15 protein-coding genes, 3 pseudogenes and 1 riboswitch are annotated in these 17,850 nt (G+C 36.4%); of the genes and pseudogenes, 12 read left to right on the top strand and 6 right to left on the bottom strand.

Annotation, left to right across the window (positions count from 1 at the left end; all coding sequences use genetic code 11):
• Positions 1-35: 35 nt before the first annotated feature.
• Both RBB48_RS11180 and RBB48_RS11175 read right to left on the bottom strand, forming a co-directional pair.
• The gene (locus RBB48_RS11180; protein WP_306007645.1) at positions 36-413 is read right to left on the bottom strand and encodes a hypothetical protein; all 378 of its coding nucleotides are present in this window, start codon (positions 411-413) and stop codon (positions 36-38) included.
• Positions 414-516: 103 nt separating this feature from the next.
• The gene (locus tag RBB48_RS11175) at positions 517-873 is read right to left on the bottom strand and encodes a hypothetical protein (RefSeq protein WP_306007644.1); all 357 of its coding nucleotides are present in this window, start codon (positions 871-873) and stop codon (positions 517-519) included.
• Positions 874-1,243: 370 nt separating this feature from the next.
• On the opposite strand from RBB48_RS11175, the gene RBB48_RS11170 reads away from it, so the two are divergent.
• Together RBB48_RS11170 and RBB48_RS11165 are read left to right on the top strand one after the other, a co-directional pair.
• Entirely contained in the window at positions 1,244-1,405 is a 162-nt protein-coding gene (locus RBB48_RS11170) for a hypothetical protein (RefSeq protein WP_033691926.1), read from the top strand.
• Positions 1,406-1,673: 268 nt separating this feature from the next.
• Positions 1,674-2,060: a DUF1259 domain-containing protein gene (locus tag RBB48_RS11165; protein ID WP_097858734.1), complete on the top strand. Its 387-nt coding sequence runs from the start codon at positions 1,674-1,676 to the stop codon at positions 2,058-2,060.
• 342 nt (positions 2,061-2,402) lie between these two features.
• Here RBB48_RS11165 and RBB48_RS11160 read toward each other — a convergent pair whose 3' ends face one another.
• Positions 2,403-3,005, bottom strand: coding sequence for a hypothetical protein (locus RBB48_RS11160; protein ID WP_306007643.1), 603 nt, complete (start codon positions 3,003-3,005; stop codon positions 2,403-2,405).
• Between the two features lie 387 nt (positions 3,006-3,392).
• Between RBB48_RS11160 and RBB48_RS11155 the strand changes: the two genes are divergently transcribed.
• The 7 genes and pseudogenes from RBB48_RS11155 to RBB48_RS11125 all read left to right on the top strand — a co-directional run bounded on the left by RBB48_RS11155 (position 3,393) and on the right by RBB48_RS11125 (position 11,893).
• Positions 3,393-4,871: a DHA2 family efflux MFS transporter permease subunit gene (locus RBB48_RS11155; protein ID WP_088063959.1), complete on the top strand. Its 1,479-nt coding sequence runs from the start codon at positions 3,393-3,395 to the stop codon at positions 4,869-4,871.
• A gap of 506 nt (positions 4,872-5,377) precedes the next feature.
• Complete coding sequence (gene cypD / locus RBB48_RS11150; RefSeq protein ID WP_306007642.1) at positions 5,378-8,575, top strand: bifunctional P-450/NADPH--P450 reductase; 3,198 nt, start codon at positions 5,378-5,380, stop codon at positions 8,573-8,575.
• Positions 8,576-9,380: 805 nt separating this feature from the next.
• A complete protein-coding gene (locus tag RBB48_RS11145; protein ID WP_306007641.1) occupies positions 9,381-9,887 on the top strand; it encodes a GNAT family N-acetyltransferase in 507 nt (168 codons plus the stop codon).
• A gap of 4 nt (positions 9,888-9,891) precedes the next feature.
• Positions 9,892-10,257, top strand: a pseudogene (locus RBB48_RS11140) (zinc ribbon domain-containing protein); the annotation flags it as partial.
• A 278-nt stretch (positions 10,258-10,535) separates the two neighbouring features.
• A pseudogene (locus RBB48_RS11135) lies at positions 10,536-10,754 on the top strand (hypothetical protein); the annotation flags it as partial.
• Between the two features lie 60 nt (positions 10,755-10,814).
• Positions 10,815-11,120 carry a monooxygenase gene (locus tag RBB48_RS11130; RefSeq protein WP_073515595.1) on the top strand — a complete coding sequence of 102 codons (306 nt, stop codon included), beginning with the start codon at positions 10,815-10,817 and terminating at the stop codon, positions 11,118-11,120.
• A 401-nt stretch (positions 11,121-11,521) separates the two neighbouring features.
• The gene (locus RBB48_RS11125; protein ID WP_073515594.1) at positions 11,522-11,893 is read left to right on the top strand and encodes a DUF1304 domain-containing protein; all 372 of its coding nucleotides are present in this window, start codon (positions 11,522-11,524) and stop codon (positions 11,891-11,893) included.
• A 115-nt stretch (positions 11,894-12,008) separates the two neighbouring features.
• On the opposite strand, the gene RBB48_RS11120 is transcribed toward RBB48_RS11125, so the two are convergent.
• Positions 12,009-12,329: a hypothetical protein gene (locus tag RBB48_RS11120; protein WP_098134455.1), complete on the bottom strand. Its 321-nt coding sequence runs from the start codon at positions 12,327-12,329 to the stop codon at positions 12,009-12,011.
• Between the two features lie 127 nt (positions 12,330-12,456).
• Positions 12,457-12,849, bottom strand: a complete 393-nt coding sequence (locus tag RBB48_RS11115; RefSeq protein WP_088063956.1) for a VOC family protein — start codon at positions 12,847-12,849, stop codon at positions 12,457-12,459.
• 110 nt (positions 12,850-12,959) lie between these two features.
• On the opposite strand from RBB48_RS11115, the gene RBB48_RS11110 reads away from it, so the two are divergent.
• A complete protein-coding gene (locus RBB48_RS11110; protein WP_141520987.1) occupies positions 12,960-15,269 on the top strand; it encodes an AAA domain-containing protein in 2,310 nt (769 codons plus the stop codon).
• Between the two features lie 75 nt (positions 15,270-15,344).
• A riboswitch (SAM riboswitch) is annotated at positions 15,345-15,447 on the top strand.
• Positions 15,448-15,535: 88 nt separating this feature from the next.
• Positions 15,536-16,741 (top strand): M20 family metallopeptidase, encoded by a 1,206-nt coding sequence (locus tag RBB48_RS11105; RefSeq protein WP_306007640.1) that lies wholly within the window; start codon positions 15,536-15,538, stop codon positions 16,739-16,741.
• 160 nt (positions 16,742-16,901) lie between these two features.
• Here RBB48_RS11105 and RBB48_RS11100 read toward each other — a convergent pair whose 3' ends face one another.
• Positions 16,902-17,342, bottom strand: a complete 441-nt coding sequence (locus RBB48_RS11100; RefSeq protein ID WP_306007639.1) for an Lrp/AsnC family transcriptional regulator — start codon at positions 17,340-17,342, stop codon at positions 16,902-16,904.
• Positions 17,343-17,481: 139 nt separating this feature from the next.
• Here RBB48_RS11100 and RBB48_RS11095 point away from each other — a divergent pair.
• Positions 17,482-17,655: pseudogene (locus tag RBB48_RS11095) on the top strand (IS6 family transposase); the annotation flags it as partial.
• Between the last annotated feature and the right edge of the window lie 195 nt (positions 17,656-17,850).

Below are 17,850 nucleotides of genomic sequence, written 5' to 3'. Positions count from 1 at the left end.
ACTCCAGATTCTATTTGCCACACTCTTGAAGTTAATTATATTTTTCGACGTACTAAATAAAAAGCTAAGGACCCCATAATTACAGGTGCAACGAAATCAAAGAAATGGGAAAAATTAAAAGGAAAAAGCAAAAGAAATGGTATAAGTGTATAGATAACTGCTTGTCCTATAAATACAGGGATTCCAAATTGAAATTCTCTACATCGCTTGATTTTCCTGTATAACACTTCCCCGATTAGACAAGCTATAAGAGCTGGTATACTACCATAAGTGAAGATCGTTTTAATGAATCCTAATACAACGTTCGGGTGAATAAAGCTAGGATGAGAAATATATGAAATCAAGAACCATCCAAAAATAAAAGCAAACAGACTTGCAGGATAACAAATTACAAATTTTATCAACGTAATCATCCTCACAGTTTTCTAATATTAACTCCATTGTATGACATGAAATCCTATTATTGGTAGCGAGAAAAAAGCGAATCCCTACTCTAAAAAGTATCCACTCATCCTTCTATACTTGTTTTATTTTCTTTGCTCTAGCAAACTTCCAAAAAGCTGCAAGTAGTATGAGCAGCGGTATTCCCTGAATAAAGAGAAATCCTCCCAAAAAATAAAGTGCACGACTAACTAGAGGAGGAGCTGTTGCCGACTCACCCGCGAAATAAGCCCCATAATTAGCCGCTACACCTGCATAATCAGCTATCCCACCTATAAGAAAAGCCGCTGGAATTATGATTAAATTTATCCCTAAACAGATCATTATTGAAGATAGGTTTTTAGCCTTAGTTTTTGGTGAAACAGACAAGAAAAATAAGAATATTGCAGTGCCGTTTATAAGAAGTAGTGTTATTACAAAATAAATTCCCATAATATCCCTCCATGATTTTAATTGTACCATCAGCAAGGACAACTTTGTGTAAATTTGGATGAATAGGGTCTTCATGTGAGGTTAACATAACGTCTCATTAACAGTAGTCAATGATGCATATAATTTTCGTTTTTGCTTTCTTTTCTGAGCTGGATAGCGGTGGGGTGAGTCATAAATTGTGGAACACATTCTTAAGTTATTTAATATGAAAAAATGAAATTCTCCTTCTGTAATTTATTCAAATGACTCAATCTCCGCATCTTTTGAATGTCCTGAAAGTGCTAAACATATGCAAAATAATTAACTATCCCATGCAAGAAAGTTAGGCTAGTTAATCGCATATGTTTTATGGAAGGGGTGTGATTGAACTATGGAACGACCGAATTGGGGAATTGGAGGATTAGTATTTGTTGGCTGTATGTTTCTTGGTGGAGGAGTGGGATCTATGTTAGGTAATGCTCAAACTGGATGGCTCATAGGAATGGGTGTTGGATTTCTTGGGATGGCTTTAACGAGACTGATCAGAAAGTAATATAACGGAGATTCTTAATACCATAAGAGCTCGATACATTACAGTTAGAAGCTTTTTTTTTATATAGGTCTCCATACATAGATAGGATTTTCAAGTCGCAGGATGGCACCTTAGGGTGTATTTTTTATGCTTTCTAAAAATGTCTTACCATATAATAGAATTCATTAGGTTCTGATAATCTTTTTTGTAATAGAATAGATTCATTACCGTTTCAGACCTTTGTATTCATTCATAACCTAATAGTAAAAGGGGGGGGATGATGGAAGGTATGGCGTGTAATGATGAATTAATTTGTCAACAGTTTGCAAGAATTATTGGTGGTCAAGAAGGATTTGCCGGTGGAAAATGCGTGGCAACGATAAACCGGGATGAAATAAAGGCAACAATCTTAGGGAAACGTTTTAGGGTAACAAGTTCTTTCTCATTCGAATCAAGAGATCAAAAAACTGGACGGGCATTATGTTTAGGACGGGTAGCGCTCTTACAAAAAGAAGTCAATGGATTTGTTGCTACAATTATTAAACAAGGAATAATCGTTTCGTCTATACACAATGAGTGGTTATGTGATGATCCAAATTTAATCTACGTTAATATTGAAGACGTTGATGATCCGCTAAGCTTCGCAAGGAAAGTTAGAATAGCGTTATGTAATTAATTAACAAGTTTCTTTCGTTAAATGAGATGCTATTACATGCGGATTTTCAGTCGACTTTGGATGAACAGGAAAAAGATTCTATAAAGATTTGAATACTTTTCAAATAAATTAAAATTAAAAACCCGGTTCTTTCGTAAAGGAACCGGGTTTTTGCTTTTTGTTGGTGCTACCACACCTCTATAAAGTTATTAGATACAAGATAATAGATGTTTTTATAATTTGAAAGACGAGGAAACGAATTTGGAGGGAGTATTGAAAGCATGTTTAAGAAGATGAAATCAATGGAGAAAAGGAACTGGTTTTTAAGTCGGGGCTATGGACCTATCCTCTCGTTCTAATCCACTAAAAGAAGAACTTCCCCATACCCATTAGACTACTAAGCATTCCGATTCCATTCATGGTGCCTTTTCCTACTGTCAGTAAGTTTCCAAGCATTCCTGGCTGGCCGTAACCTCCGTTATTCCCCCATCCCATAGGACTTACCTGTCCTCCCCATCCTGGAGGGTTTCCAAAAATACCCCAGTTATTATTGGTATTAAAATTAAAAGCTTTAGCTGGTGGCGATAGTAAAGCGGCGAGCTGACCTTGTGCGAACATCCCTGCATGATTGAATGGTTGGGCCCAGGGTAAGGGAGGTTTTTGGAGATTACCTACATGGCCTTGTAATGGCGTCCAATTAGCGGGATGTCCTTGTGGCATCATCCCTGCATAATGGATTGGCTGACCTAAAGAGAAGGGAGGAGTTTGAGGATTGAAACCCGTATAATAGGCTGGCGAATCCCAACCAAATGGATAGCCTCGACAACTCCAATTCTCAGGAATCTTCAAATCATTCATTCCCTCAGCCTTAGTGATTTGGGGCTGTAAATATAATGATGACATTGCAATTTGGTTCGTATATTGCTCACCGTTGCCCTCTGAATTCAAATACCAATATTGGTACATAAGTTTATTCCCCTCACTTTAAAAATGTAATGTTAGACTTAGCCTATGTAATATTCCTTTTTATGGATGGTTACATAACTAGATTTACAAGCCTGTATTTAAAGGAATAGGTGTATGGTCTTGTTGATTTATCCTACTATTTGTGGGCAATAAGACAACTCCACCTCAAAATGTAACCTAATTTAATTTCGGTTAACAAACGCGTTTATGAACGTTTGATCAATAAAAAAGATTTTCAGATATTATGTTGGGCAAGTAGAATTGTTAAAAAGAGAATATCCATTCGAAGAGTTTGGCAAAATACTGCAAGGGCAATGTATTCTTGTGCAGATTTGCAAACGGCTTAAACGAATTAATGGAATTTATAATGAAGGGGTAAATGAATATATGAGTGAAACATTACATAAAAGAAAACCACCATATTTAATGCTTGTAATCCTTTTTATTGGGGCCTTTGTTTCATTTCTAAATAACTCGCTTTTAAATGTAGCCTTGCCATCGATAATGAAGGATTTAGACATTAAAGATTATTCAACGATTCAGTGGCTTTCTACAGGGTATATGCTTGTAAGTGGTATATTAATTCCGGCATCAGCATTTTTAATAACCCGCTTCTCCAATAGGAGCTTATTTATTACATCTATGTTGATTTTTATTCTTGGTACGGGCTTAGCGGCTTTAGCGCCGAACTTTAGTTTATTACTGACTGGGCGGATGGTTCAAGCAGCAGGTTCTTCAGTCATGGGGCCTTTGTTAATGAATATTATGCTAGTAAGCTTTCCAAGAGAAAAAAGGGGAACAGCGATGGGGATTTTTGGGTTAGTTATGATTACAGCTCCAGCAATTGGACCGACACTATCGGGTTATATTGTAGAGTATTATGACTGGCGTTTGCTTTTTGAGATGATTTTACCGTTAGCAATCATTAGCTTACTGTTAGGGGTTTGGAAATCGGAGAATGTCATGAGACAAAACAAAAATGCAAAACTTGATTATCTCTCATTACTATTATCTTCTGTCGGTTTTGGCGGTTTGTTATATGGATTCAGTTCTGCAAGCTCCGACGGTTGGACGAATAAAGTTGTTTTAACAACCTTAATCATAGGCGCTATTGCCCTAATTACTTTCATTATCCGTCAATTAAAAATGAATGAACCGTTATTGGATTTACGTGTTTACAAGTACCCAATGTTCGCACTTGCGTCTGTAATTGCGATTGTTAATGCAGTGGCCATGTTTTCGGGTATGATTTTAACCCCAGCTTATGTACAAAACGTCCGCGGTATTTCACCGCTAAGCTCTGGGCTGATGATGCTTCCAGGTGCGGTAATAATGGGGATTATGTCACCAATTACAGGTAAACTATTTGATAAATATGGCCCTCGTATTCTTGGTATAGTAGGACTTTCCATTACAGCCGTTTCAACTTATATGCTAGCAAACCTGCAACTCGACTCTAGTCACACGCATATTATTCTTATTTACACACTGCGGATGTTTGGGATGGCGATGGTGATGATGCCACTTATGACAAATGGCCTTAATCAATTGCCAACTCGCTTAAATCCGCATGGTACAGCTGTTAATAATACAGCTCAACAAGTATCCGGTTCAATTGGTACTGCTATCCTTGTTACGATTATGAATTCGGTAACAAAAACAAAAGCTGAAAGTCTAATGGCTGATGTAGATCCAACAACCTTCACAGAAGCTACGAAGGCAATGTTAACTCAGAAGGCTTTATTATCTGGAATTCAATATTCATTCTATGTAGCGCTTGGCATGAATATTGTTGCACTACTATTAGTTTTTTTCGTTAAACGTGTAGATACAAGCGCGGAAGCTGTCGAGAGGTTAAATCGGTAGAGTAAAATAAAACCTTAGATCATGACTCCTATAAGTTTTTACTGTTTAGTTAGACTATGAAGAAATGCAAATTTCTGCTGCTAAGGCGCTGGTATTTAAATCTGGAAAAGAACCAGTGAAATAATTATATATAGTAAAAAGGATCTGATATTCATATCAGATCCTTTTTTCATTAGCAACACAGTATACTTACTTATCGTATTTGTTTGAATTGACATTAGAAACTACTGGTTTTCCCAATACTACAATCTTTAGCTCTCAATTTCTGATAAACATTATCATAATACGCTTCATTTTTATTTAGTATTTTTTCTGCAAGTTATACATGTAATAGCAACAAACAACTTAGATTAACAACCTTATAAGCAATATCATAATCGTGAATAGTTAGGGAAAAGATAAAATAAGGTAATCAATTACATATCTTTATCCCAGGCGATTCATTGCTATCTTCTTTTTATTGAATGGGATATTTTATTACATGTTTTTTTGAAAGGGTGTTTTTAATGGATAAAAAAGTATCTGCCATTCCTCAACCGAAAACATATGGATTGCTGGGGAATCTCCCATTAATCGATAAAGATAAACCGACCCTATCCTTTATCAAGATAGCGGAAGAGTATGGTCCCATTTTTCAAATTCAAACTTTAAGTGATACCATCATTGTCGTTTCTGGGCATGAACTGGTAGCAGAAGTCTGTGACGAAACAAGATTTGATAAAAGTATAGAGGGTGCTTTAGCGAAAGTTCGCGCCTTTGCTGGGGACGGATTATTTACAAGCGAGACTCATGAGCCTAACTGGAAAAAAGCTCATAATATTTTGATGCCTACATTCAGCCAACGAGCAATGAAAGATTATCATGCTATGATGGTCGATCTTGCCGTACAACTCGTTCAAAAATGGGCACGGCTTAATCCGAATGAAAGCGTAGATGTACCGGAGGATATGACTCGCCTTACATTGGATACAATTGGTCTATGTGGTTTTAATTATCGATTTAATAGCTTTTATCGTGAGACCCCTCATCCTTTTATTACTAGCATGAGCCGTGCTCTAGATGAGGCGATGCACCAATTACAGCGGCTGGATATAGAAGACAAACTCATGTGGAGAACGAAACGTCAATTTCAGCATGATATTCAATCTATGTTTTCTTTAGTGGATAATATTATTGCTGAACGTAAAAGTAGTGGAAATCAGGAAGAAAATGATTTACTTTCCCGTATGTTAAATGTGCAGGATCCGGAAACTGGTGAAAAATTAGATGATGAAAATATTCGTTTCCAAATTATCACTTTTTTAATAGCTGGGCATGAAACAACAAGTGGATTATTATCTTTTGCAATCTATTTTTTATTAAAGAATCCGGATAAATTGAAAAAAGCCTATGAAGAAGTAGATCAGGTTTTGACAGATCCTACTCCAACATACCAACAAGTTATGAAACTTAAGTATATACGGATGATTTTAAATGAATCGCTACGTCTATGGCCTACTGCTCCAGCATTCAGTCTCTATGCAAAAGAAGATACAGTGATTGGTGGGAAATATCCAATTAAGAAAGGAGAAGATCGTATTTCTGTTCTTATTCCACAGTTACATAGGGATAAAGACGCGTGGGGAGACAATGTGGAAGAATTCCAACCTGAACGATTTGAAGATCTGGATAAGGTTCCTCATCATGCTTATAAGCCATTTGGAAATGGTCAACGGGCATGTATCGGTATGCAGTTTGCACTTCATGAAGCTACACTTGTAATGGGAATGCTTCTTCAACATTTTGAATTCATTGATTATCAAGACTATCAGCTGGATGTAAAACAAACATTAACGTTAAAGCCTGGTGATTTTAAAATTAGGATTCTACCCCGAAATCAAACTATTAGCCATACTACTGTTCTTGCGCCTATAGAGGAGAAACTGAAAAACCATGAAACCAAGCAGCAAGTTCAGAAGACTCCTTCTATTATTGGGGCCGATAATCTTTCGCTTCTTGTTCTATATGGATCGGATACAGGGGTAGCAGAAGGTATTGCCAGAGAACTAGCAGATACAGCTAGTTTAGAAGGTGTTCAAACGGAAGTGGTAGCTCTTAACGATCGAATTGGAAGTCTGCCAAAAGAAGGGGCGGTTCTTATTGTAACTTCTTCTTATAATGGAAAACCACCAAGTAATGCAGGGCAGTTTGTGCAATGGTTGGAAGAATTAAAACCGGATGAGCTAAAAGGTGTTCAATACGCAGTTTTTGGTTGTGGAGATCATAATTGGGCTAGTACTTATCAGCGAATTCCAAGATACATTGATGAGCAAATGGCTCAAAAAGGAGCAACAAGATTTTCTACACGTGGAGAAGCGGATGCAAGTGGTGATTTCGAGGAACAGCTCGAGCAATGGAAACAAAGTATGTGGTCTGATGCGATGAAGGCATTTGGATTGGAACTTAACAAAAACATTGAGAGAGAACGCAGTACATTAAGTTTACAATTTGTTAGTCGTCTTGGAGGATCTCCTCTGGCGCGAACATATGAAGCAGTTTATGCGTCTATACTAGAAAATCGTGAACTTCAATCATCTAGCAGTGAAAGAAGCACGCGACATATTGAGATATCCTTGCCAGAAGGCGCTACGTATCAAGAAGGTGACCACCTTGGTGTGCTGCCAATTAATAGTGAGAAAAATGTCAACCGAATTTTAAAACGCTTTGGATTAAATGGGAAGGATCAAGTCATACTGAGTGCAAGTGGACGAAGTGTAAATCACATACCTTTAGACAGTCCTGTTAGTTTATTTGACCTTCTTAGTTATAGTGTAGAAGTGCAAGAAGCAGCCACTCGAGCACAAATACGAGAAATGGTGACATTCACAGCATGCCCTCCTCATAAAAAGGAATTGGAATCATTATTGGAAGAGGGAGTTTATCATGAACAAATATTAAAGAAACGTATGTCAATGTTGGATCTTCTTGAAAAGTATGAGGCTTGTGAAATCCGATTTGAACGCTTTTTAGAACTTCTTCCTGCGCTCAAACCGCGTTACTATTCTATTTCAAGCTCTCCACTCGTTGCACAGGATCGTCTGAGCATTACGGTTGGGGTTGTTAATGCACCTGCATGGAGTGGGGTAGGGACATATGAAGGAGTCGCTTCTAATTATTTAGCTCAGCGTCATAATAAAGATGAGATTATCTGTTTCATTCGAACGCCACAATCGAACTTTCAATTACCCGAAAATCCAGAAACACCAATTATCATGGTTGGACCAGGTACTGGAATTGCACCATTCCGTGGATTCTTGCAAGCGCGTCGTGTTCAAAAGCAAAAAGGTATTAACTTAGGACAAGCACATCTATATTTTGGTTGTCGTCATCCTGAAAAGGATTATCTCTATCGTACAGAACTAGAAAATGATGAAAGAGATGGATTAATCTCGTTACACACAGCTTTTTCTCGCTTAGAAGGACATCCTAAAACATATGTACAGCATTTAATAAAACAAGATAGAATCAATTTAATTTCGTTATTAGATAATGGGGCGCGTCTTTATATATGTGGTGATGGAAGTAAAATGGCTTCTGACGTAGAAGACACCCTTTGTCAAGCATATCAAGAAATTCATGAAGTAAGGGAACAAGAGGCAAGGGATTGGTTGGATTCTTTGCAAGATGAAGGGCGATATGGAAAAGATGTTTGGGCTGGAATCTAAATTCTTCTTAATTAGATAAGTAATATTTCATTCACGAACTTCTTTCGACTAAGTATAATTTTAAACAAAATAAACTGATTTATAAAAACCCTGTATTTTTTATTGAATATGGAGTTTTCTTATTTTTAAATAAAAGGGATGTATATGTTGATTCAAAATCCAATAATCTTTATGCTTTATATACACAACATGGTAGATTTGACTTAATAAAAAGGGGAAACATCAGGGAGAAGTAGACTTTAATTTAAACTCAACAAAATCTTCACACAAATCTGGGGGATATGATTTGAAAATGGGTTAAGAAAGGATTCATTTATGAATGAGTAAGTAAGAAAAGCAATCCAACATTTTTATGTAAATGGGGCTGTAAATGAATATTTACTTAGGTGTGAAAATGAAATTGAATTACCTAAAGAATTAACTGTATTTATTCATAATGCAGACATTCAAACAATGCCTGTCAACATTGATGATATTTGGCTAGCAGAAAAATATGTATTCGATTTTAAACCATATAAGAATGAAGTTAATATTAAACGAAATTAAGAATAGTTAAGAAAAAGCTATTTCCACTCTTAATTGACACAATTTTCAAAATACACAAATGTTAATATTTGTTATATGATATATTTGTCAAAGTACTGTTCCTGTAGTTTCTATAATGAATCTGTAAGATAGTTTGTTTGTCTCATATATTCACCTTAAACTAAAAAGAACTTGCAGAGATTCCTACAAGTTCTTTTTAGTTTAAGGGTTGAATGTGGATTTGAAATAAAGAGACGATTTTTTGAGAGGAGAAAAGTAAATGTTTATAAGAGCAGAAAGATTATTAATACGAAATTTTGAGTTCAAAGATTGGCAAGCTGTCCATGAGTATACATCAGATAGCAATGTTATGAAATACATACCCGAAGGAGTTTTTACTGAAGAAGATACAAGAAACTTTGTAAATAGAAATATAGGTGAAAATGCAGAGAACTTTCCTGTGATACTGGTAGATGAAAATATTCTGATTGGTCATATTGTTTTTCATAAATATTTTGGTGAGCATACTTATGAGATTGGGTGGGTATTCAATCCTAAATATTTCAATAAAGGATATGCTTCTGAAGCAGCACAAGCTACATTAAAATATGGGTTTAAGGAAATGAAATTACATAGAATTATAGCTACATGTCAGCCACAAAATACCCCGTCATATCGAGTGATGGAGAAAATTGGAATGAGAAGAGAAGGATATTTCAGGAAGTGTATACCCCATGGAAATGAATGGTGGGATGAATATTATTACGCTATTTTAGAAGAAGAGTAGTGTCTCAGAACGCATTGTTCAAATCCCGTTTCATAAACTGATTGCAGCGATTGAGAATAAATGTATAAAAGAAGGTATACGATTTTTAAAACAAGAAGAAAGCTATACTTCAAAAGCTAGTTTTCTTGATAAAGATCCGGTTCCAGTTTGGACTAAGGATGATAAGACGTATTATCACTTTAGTGGCAAACGAATGACTCGTGGTCTGTACCAAAGTAAAGCAGGAACATGTATCCATGCTGATATTAATGGTGCGCTGAATACATTGCAAAAATCAAGAGTTGTAGAATTGGATGACAATCTCACAGTGAAAACGCCGATTCTATTAGAAGTGCAAAAACGTAAGGCTGTTGCTTCGCGCATAGCTTAGTGGGTGCGTCAACCATCCATGTGTACTCGACTTGTCGGGGCTTGTAGCACACGCCGGATTCATCTGAGTGGTGGCTTCTTCCATAAGGAAGAATTGCTCTTTTTCGAAAGGGTGGTGCAAGTGGGAAAACAATAGTTCGTTGCCAGTACCAACCAAAAACATACTTGGGGTGCTACCATAAGGTGGCATGAATGCTAGAGCGTCAACTGTCTAGCGATAGATGAAAAGACCTAGCGTTCTAACTCAAGCCCCCACTGAAACGTGTCACCTCAGTGGAGGTAGTTGACCATAGAACTGTTGCCACATTAATAAATACTTTAATTGAACATGGGCTTTCGCTGGATAAAATAATCGAACCACAATCAAATTTGGCAGGGATAGAGAAAATGCCAGATTTAATAAACGAATCGCGAAGTCCATCTTTTATTATAATCAAGTCAAAAAAAATAATATTTAAAAATATCTACCGCAATCTGGGAGCTTTTATTGAATTATGAAAACAGCCGTTAAACTGTATGCATTCGAATTGAAAATATTGAACTTAGGAGTGAGCGAAAATGGCATATTTATTACAAGTTGATTTCCCGTTTGAAGGTCCTTTTGGTGAAGAAATGGAAAAAGCATTTTGGGATTTAGCAAAAAGTATTAATGAAGAAGAAGGATTCCATTGGAAAATATGGACGGAGAATCAAGAAACGAAAGAAGCTGGAGGCATTTATGTATTTGAAAAAAAACAAGATGCTGAAAAATATGGAGAAATGCACAAAAACAGACTTCAAACATTTGGTGTTAAAGATATTAGAGTAAGAATTTTTACCATCAATGAAAAGTTAACGAAACTGAATCGTGGTTATAGTAAATAATAAGGAGAATTCAAAAAAAAGAAGGGGATAATCTCTTCTTTTTTTGAATTCTTCTTTACTAGGATTTCTAGAAATTTGAACTGTTGTTGTGAATGAATTTAAAGCTGCTGAAACAAAATAGACCCACTTGAGCAAAAAAACTTGCAAAACTAAAAAAAGAGATGTATATTAATTGACGCATCAATCATTGATATATCAACTGTTTTCAGTTAGAAAGAATTGGTGAGAAGTTTGAAGAATGCGTTGGTATTAGTCAATCTCGATTGGAATTGCTCGCTATGTACCAACTATGCTTCTATCTATCGATCAAGCAGCCGACGAAGGGAATCGTTTCCTAGTTGATAGAATTCACAGTTGAAATAATATAGAACTGATATTAAGGAGAGAGGGGGTAGAATGGTATGGAAATAATCGCAGCTATTTTAGTCGGGATTGTAGCATTAGAACATTTGTTTATCATGATCCTCGAAATGTTTTTTATTAATTCAAAAGTAGCGAAACGTGCTTTCAAATTACCGAAGCATTTAGAAGGAGATAAAAACGTAGCTGTTATGTTTGCAAACCAAGGGTTATATAATGGATTTTTAGCCGCTGGTCTCATTTGGGGACTTATAATTGGGTTTAACCCAATTGGTTATATGGTTCAATTATTTTTCGTGATTTGTGTGGTGATCGCAGCTATTTTTGGAGGTTTCACATCTAATAAATCAATTATTGTGAAACAAGGACTTCCAGCTATTTTAGCATTGGTCGCTCTTTTATCTATGATGTAGAAACAAAGTTTTTCAATAAAAGAAACAATCCTTCCTAAAAATGACTTTGCATACTCTTAACTTTCTAGGTATGTGGTGCTACCTCAGTAAGAAAAGAAATAGGAAAAACACCCTATTACATTTTATTAATATAATAAAATGTAATGACTAGATCCAAAATAATGATAATAATGAGAAGTAACAAGTGTATAAATGCATCAGTTTTACTGTGTAATAAAGACTTTATAAAGAAATCCCATTCTGTTTCATAGGGGGACTCTATCCAATTCCGTTGCAGACCTAACACCATTCCATTTATGAAATAGACAATACTTAATAGAATTCTTCCAACAAATACGGCAACTACTTTTAAATTCCAATGCTTTATCTTGATTACATAAAGGATTGGAAAGAGTATAAGGATCCAAAAAATAATAATATAGATTGTATTAATCATTCTCTGCTCCTAACAAAATGATTGTTTTTTAATATAGGTGAGTTTTCGGATTGAAGATATGTTTCCTTGTTACTATTTAAAAACAAGGGCCGGAATTCCGGCTCTTTTTCTATCCTAAAGTCCCACTTTATCTCTCCGTTTCAAAAAACTCAATCCATTCTCCATCAGGACCAGCGAAGAATATGTAACGTGTTCCATCTGGTAATGTTTCAATTTCTTCTCCTAGTAAAAAGGTTACTTTGTGTTTCTTTAGTCTTTCGATTTCATCTTCTAATGAATCCACTTTAAAGCAAATGTGATGTACTTTTCCTTCTGCCGGAAGAGAAGAGTTGTAGCCTTCAATTAATTCAAGTATCGTTTCCTTCGATTCTTCCACACCTAAAAAAGCGAGTTTTAAGTCGGGATTCGGGTGACCCATACGTTTAATGAGCTGTAAGCCAACTACTTCTTCATAAAATGAAATAGATGCTTCTAAGTTTGCGACCATAAGACCGACGTGTTCAATTCTTCTAACTGGCATGTGATCCCTTCTTTCTGAAAAATATATACAATATGTTATTGAAAATTAAGAAAATAAGCAAGATAAAAACCTTACAAATTTTAGCTTGTTATATGGTATAGTGAGAAAGTATGTTTGGGGAGAAGGAAGGAGATTATACGATGAATACACCTACTCAAACTCCTTCATTATCGGCAACGATGAAAGAGTGGCATTATGCATTAGCGTATGAAATTAAACATTGGAAAACGATAGGTGGTAGTAAAATTTCTATCATGAACGGTCGTTTTTTATATACAGATTATGAAAGTACAGTATACGTATTTCAGCTCATATCGGAAGTAAGCTTACCGGAAGGTTCACCAATTCGAATTGAGTTTGATGGTGAGGAAGCGACAGGAGAAGTATTATCTGTACATGGATTAGAAATAGAACTGAAATTAAATGATTATATACAAGGTGAAATACGAGAAGCTGTTTTATACAGTGAACCGTGGCAATTGTTAGAGCAACTACAAGAGCGATTGAAAGAGGCACATAAAGATAAGCTAAAACGTAATCGTATAAAGCGTCTTGTTGATGGGACGAGCAGTCCGAAACATATTGAGAAGATGAAAAATCCGAAAAATGAATTGGCATATCGTTCATTTTACAATCCGACAACGTACGTGTGGGGACCCCCTGGAACAGGGAAGTCTTACAATTTATCACGTATTATTTCGGCGCATTATCAAAAAGGAAAATCGGTACTTGTATTAGCTCATAGTAATGCGGCAGTAGACGTATTAATGAGTGAAGTAACGAAGCAAATTGAGAAGAAAAAGAAATGGACACCTGGTGAAATTGTTCGTTACGGTTATAGTCAACATGAACATATAAGAAATCATGAAACATTACTTACGTCGAAGTTAGTTGAAACGACGAACGGATCATGGGGAGAGGAAAGACTCTATTTAGAGGAAACACGACAAGATCTTCGTGAAAAGATTTTATCATATAAAGCGACTTCTGCTGATAAGAAGCGTATACAAGAGATTGAAAGTGATCTTCGAAAGCAAAAAGCGAAAATTAAAGAAGTAGAAAAAGAATATATTGAAAATGCAAAAGTAATCGGCGCAACTTTATCGAAATGTGCCATTGATTCACTTATTTATGAGCGTACATTTGATTTAGTTGTCGTAGATGAAGTGAGTATGGCATATGTTCCGCAAATTGCATTAGCAGCTTCACTTGGAAAACGTATCGTCGTTTGTGGGGACTTTTTACAGTTACCTCCAATTGCGATGGCGAACCATGAACTCGTTCGAAAATGGCTTGGGGAAGATATGTTTTACCATGCTGGGATTGTTGATTCTGTCAATAAATCAGAAGCACATCCGAACCTATTTATGTTGCAGGAACAAAGGCGTATGCATGCGGATATATCGAAGTTTACAAACTCATTTATTTATAAAAATAGAGTATACGACCATCCGTCTGTTTCAGAGCGTAAAGAACTTGCGCGATTGCAACCGTTCGCAAATGAGGCAAGTGTTTTATTTGATACGAGCTTAATGGGAGCCTTTTCGTTAAAGGACGCTGCTTCTGGTTCTCGATTTAACATTATGTCTGGTTTAGTAGCGATGCAAATGATGTTAATCGGACTGTTAGATGGTGTTCAATCGATCGGTGTTGTTACACCTTACAGGGCACAATCCCGCTTTTTATCAACGTGTATTAGAGAAATGTTGCAGAGAACGAAATATCAAAACATACCAGTTTTAGCGGCGACGGTTCATAAGTTTCAAGGTTCTGAAAGAGATATGATGATATTTGATACGGTTGATAGTTATCCGCAAGAACGACCTGGCGTGTTATTCTTTGACCATAAAAATCATCGCCTCGTCAACGTTGCAGTGACAAGGGCAAGAGGGAAGTTCATTCAATTATCAGATTGTCATTATATGCGTAAAAACCTTTCGAGAAAACAAGCGTTATCACAATTAACAGCTCATATAGAACGTCACGGAGATGTGTATGATCGTACGACATCAAGACAATTGTGGGAGCGGAAAATTTCGAAACGTTTACGCTGGTTTATGGAAATGAATCTTGAAGAGCCGAAAGGGTTATTGAAAGATATTTTAGCCGCAAAACGAAAAATTATTATTTCACTTCCAAGTACAAAGCAAGTGGATAAGCGAGTCTGGCAAGCGTTAATGCGTACAAATGCGCAAATAACAGTGTATAGTGATGGACCAGTTCCGTTAAAAAATGTAAAGTTACAAAGACAAAATAAAGCATTCCCGTTTATCGTAATCGATGATGAAATCTTTTGGGCAGGAGCACCGCTCACATCTCAAATGATGTTTGAAGGTAGTATGGAATTTCCGTACGTATGTGCAAGATTACAAGCACCGGAAACAATTGGTGTGTTAAAAGGATTTTTAGATATTCGGTAAATTCGGATAGGAATTCCTTGACTTTTAATTGGAATGAACATAGAATGAATATAATTTAATATAATCTTATGAAAATTCTTATCACGAGAGGTTGAGGGACTGGCCCTATGACACCTCGGCAGCGGATTCTTTTATGAATACTGTGCCAATTCCAGCAAGGTAACTTGAAAGATAAGAAAGAAGCTCATTTTGACTGTAAATGCAGAAGCCTCTTTCTATCTTTTAGAAAGAGGCTTTTTTATGTGAAAATATAAGGGGGAAGAGAAATGGGAGCGACTGGAGTAACGTCACAAAGAAAAACAATTGAAGAGAGTATAGAAAGAAATAAGGAAAAGTACATAGAAACAAGTCACGATATTCATGCGAATCCGGAGATTGGTAACCAAGAGTTTTACGCATCAAGAACGTTAAGTTTATTACTAGGTAGTGCAGGGTTTCAGCTGCAGCACAATATAGCTGGACATGAAACAGGATTTATCGCGCGAAAAAGTTCAGGAAAACAAGGGCCAGTTATCGCATTTTTAGCTGAGTATGACGCTTTACCAGGACTTGGTCATGCGTGTGGTCACAATTTAATTGGCACAATTAGCGTTGCGGCCGCGATCGCATTATCAGAAACGCTTGAAGAAATTGGCGGAGAAGTTGTCGTGTTTGGTACTCCAGCCGAAGAAGGAGGACCAAATGGTAGTGCGAAAGCGAGTTATGTAAAAGCGGGGTTATTTAAAGATATTGATGCGGCACTTATGATTCATCCGAGCGGAAAAACAGCGCCAACGAGCCCTTCACTAGCAGTCGATCCACTTGATTTTCATTTTTACGGAAAAACAGCTCACGCCGCAGCTTCACCTGAAGAAGGGATTAACGCATTAGATGCGATAATTCAACTTTATAACGGTATTAACGCACTTCGCCAACAACTTCCATCAGATGTGAAAATTCATGGCGTTATTACCGAGGGGGGAAAAGCACCTAATATTATTCCTGACTACGCATCAGCAAGGTTCTTCATCCGTGCAGCAACGCGAAAAAGATGTGCAGAAGTAACAGAAAAAGTAAAAAATATCGCACAAGGAGCAGCGTTAGCAACAGGCACAAAAGTGAAAATCCATCAATTCCAAAACGAAATCGATGAACTACTCGTAACAAAAACATATAATGACGTCGTAGCCGAAGAACTAGAATTACAAGGTGAAGACGTAAATCGGAAAGAAAGATTTGGCATCGGCTCAACAGACGCAGGAAACGTAAGTCAAGTCGTACCAACAATTCATCCGTACATTAAAATCGGTCCAGATGACTTAATTGCGCATACGAATGAATTTAGAGAAGCAGCACGTTCAGAACTTGGAGATAAAGCGTTAATTACATCCGCAAAAGCACTAGCGAATACGGCGTATCGATTAATTACGGAAGAAGGGCTGTTAGAGAAGGTGAAGGAGGAGTTTAGAGAGGCGCAGAGGAATCAGGGGTAAGGGTACTCTATTAGAAGAGGAATCTAATTAATAAGTAGAGAAACAAAAAAGAACATTGAAATATCAATGTTCTTTTTTGTTTACTAATCATTGATTTTGTTGGTTTTTCTCATAAAAGAAAAACTTTTACTGTTAGCGGGGGATAATACGTATCTCTTTATCAGAACGACAATTTCTCCTCAAACTCACTCTTTAAAACAATTAAAGGAGACGATAATCCAAATTGCATTAAGGAGTCTAAAAATGTAGCGAGAGAATCCATCGAATTGCTCATGACCTTCATCATATAATTAAACTCCCCGCTAATTCGATATAAATCAGTTACTTCGGGAGCGGCATTACAAAATTGGATGAAATCAGAGCATTGGCTCGTTTTAAACATAATGAATGCTTGAATGTTCTTATTAATTTTAGAAGGCTCAAATTTCGTTCGGTATGCAGCTATAACGCCTTGATTTTCAAGTTTGTTAATGCGCTCTTTTACAGCAGGCTGCGTCATGGATATAATACGTCCTATTTCTGAAACAGAAATTCTCGCATTTTCATATAACAAGTTCATAATTTTATGGTCAATTTCATCTAGTTTTACTGTGTTTTGCATTGTGTAGCCTCCTTGCTTTATTTTCTAAAGTGAATCGTAAAGTTGCAAAATTTTCTACATGAAGCTACACTCTAGAAAACAGGATTTAGGGGAATCAGACATGAGATATTTTAAAGGAAAACAATTCAAGTAAGATGTTATTTTAGTAGTTGTCGGCTACTACTGCCGTTTTTCTTTCGGTTATCGTGATGTATCTGAAATCCTGAAAGAACGTGGTATTTCAGTGAAACCAACAACCATCATGCGATGGAGTCATAAATATGGCAATCCCATCTATCGAATTTGGAAAGTAAAAAATAAATCTGCACGCTTATGAAACCATTCATACCCTATATAAACAAAGGCGAAGTCTTCAAAGAGACTCCGCCTTTTCAACGTACAACGAACTTCAACAATTACTAGCTACTTCCTAAACATTGTTCTGCATTTACCAACCTGTTTATGCTTTTTTCAAACTTTGCAACAGAACCAGTTTAACCATCATCATGCTCATGGAACTATAGGTTAT

The sequence above is a fragment of the Bacillus sp. MMSF_3353 genome (genome assembly GCF_030733445.1).
Classification (GTDB): Bacteria; Bacillota; Bacilli; order Bacillales; family Bacillaceae_G; genus Bacillus_A; species Bacillus_A wiedmannii.
Note: the sequence above shows the minus strand (reverse complement) of the source record. Positions and strands in the feature narration are given on the sequence as shown.

Bases quoted from the DNA above. Each gene is read 5' to 3' on its own strand.
- RBB48_RS11155 (WP_088063959.1), top strand. From the start codon at position 3,393: ATGAGTGAAACATTACATAAAAGAAAACCACCATATTTAATGCTTGTA.
- RBB48_RS11100 (WP_306007639.1), bottom strand. From the start codon at position 17,342: ATGCAAAACACAGTAAAACTAGATGAAATTGACCATAAAATTATGAAC.
- RBB48_RS11110 (WP_141520987.1), top strand. From the start codon at position 12,960: ATGTTTGGGGAGAAGGAAGGAGATTATACGATGAATACACCTACTCAA.
- RBB48_RS11175 (WP_306007644.1), bottom strand. From the start codon at position 873: ATGGGAATTTATTTTGTAATAACACTACTTCTTATAAACGGCACTGCA.
- RBB48_RS11180 (WP_306007645.1), bottom strand. From the start codon at position 413: ATGATTACGTTGATAAAATTTGTAATTTGTTATCCTGCAAGTCTGTTT.
- cypD (WP_306007642.1), top strand. From the start codon at position 5,378: ATGGATAAAAAAGTATCTGCCATTCCTCAACCGAAAACATATGGATTG.
- RBB48_RS11170 (WP_033691926.1), top strand. From the start codon at position 1,244: ATGGAACGACCGAATTGGGGAATTGGAGGATTAGTATTTGTTGGCTGT.
- RBB48_RS11120 (WP_098134455.1), bottom strand. From the start codon at position 12,329: ATGATTAATACAATCTATATTATTATTTTTTGGATCCTTATACTCTTT.
- RBB48_RS11115 (WP_088063956.1), bottom strand. From the start codon at position 12,849: ATGCCAGTTAGAAGAATTGAACACGTCGGTCTTATGGTCGCAAACTTA.
- RBB48_RS11105 (WP_306007640.1), top strand. From the start codon at position 15,536: ATGGGAGCGACTGGAGTAACGTCACAAAGAAAAACAATTGAAGAGAGT.
- RBB48_RS11130 (WP_073515595.1), top strand. From the start codon at position 10,815: ATGGCATATTTATTACAAGTTGATTTCCCGTTTGAAGGTCCTTTTGGT.
- RBB48_RS11165 (WP_097858734.1), top strand. From the start codon at position 1,674: ATGGCGTGTAATGATGAATTAATTTGTCAACAGTTTGCAAGAATTATT.
- RBB48_RS11125 (WP_073515594.1), top strand. From the start codon at position 11,522: ATGGAAATAATCGCAGCTATTTTAGTCGGGATTGTAGCATTAGAACAT.
- RBB48_RS11160 (WP_306007643.1), bottom strand. From the start codon at position 3,005: ATGTACCAATATTGGTATTTGAATTCAGAGGGCAACGGTGAGCAATAT.
- RBB48_RS11145 (WP_306007641.1), top strand. From the start codon at position 9,381: ATGTTTATAAGAGCAGAAAGATTATTAATACGAAATTTTGAGTTCAAA.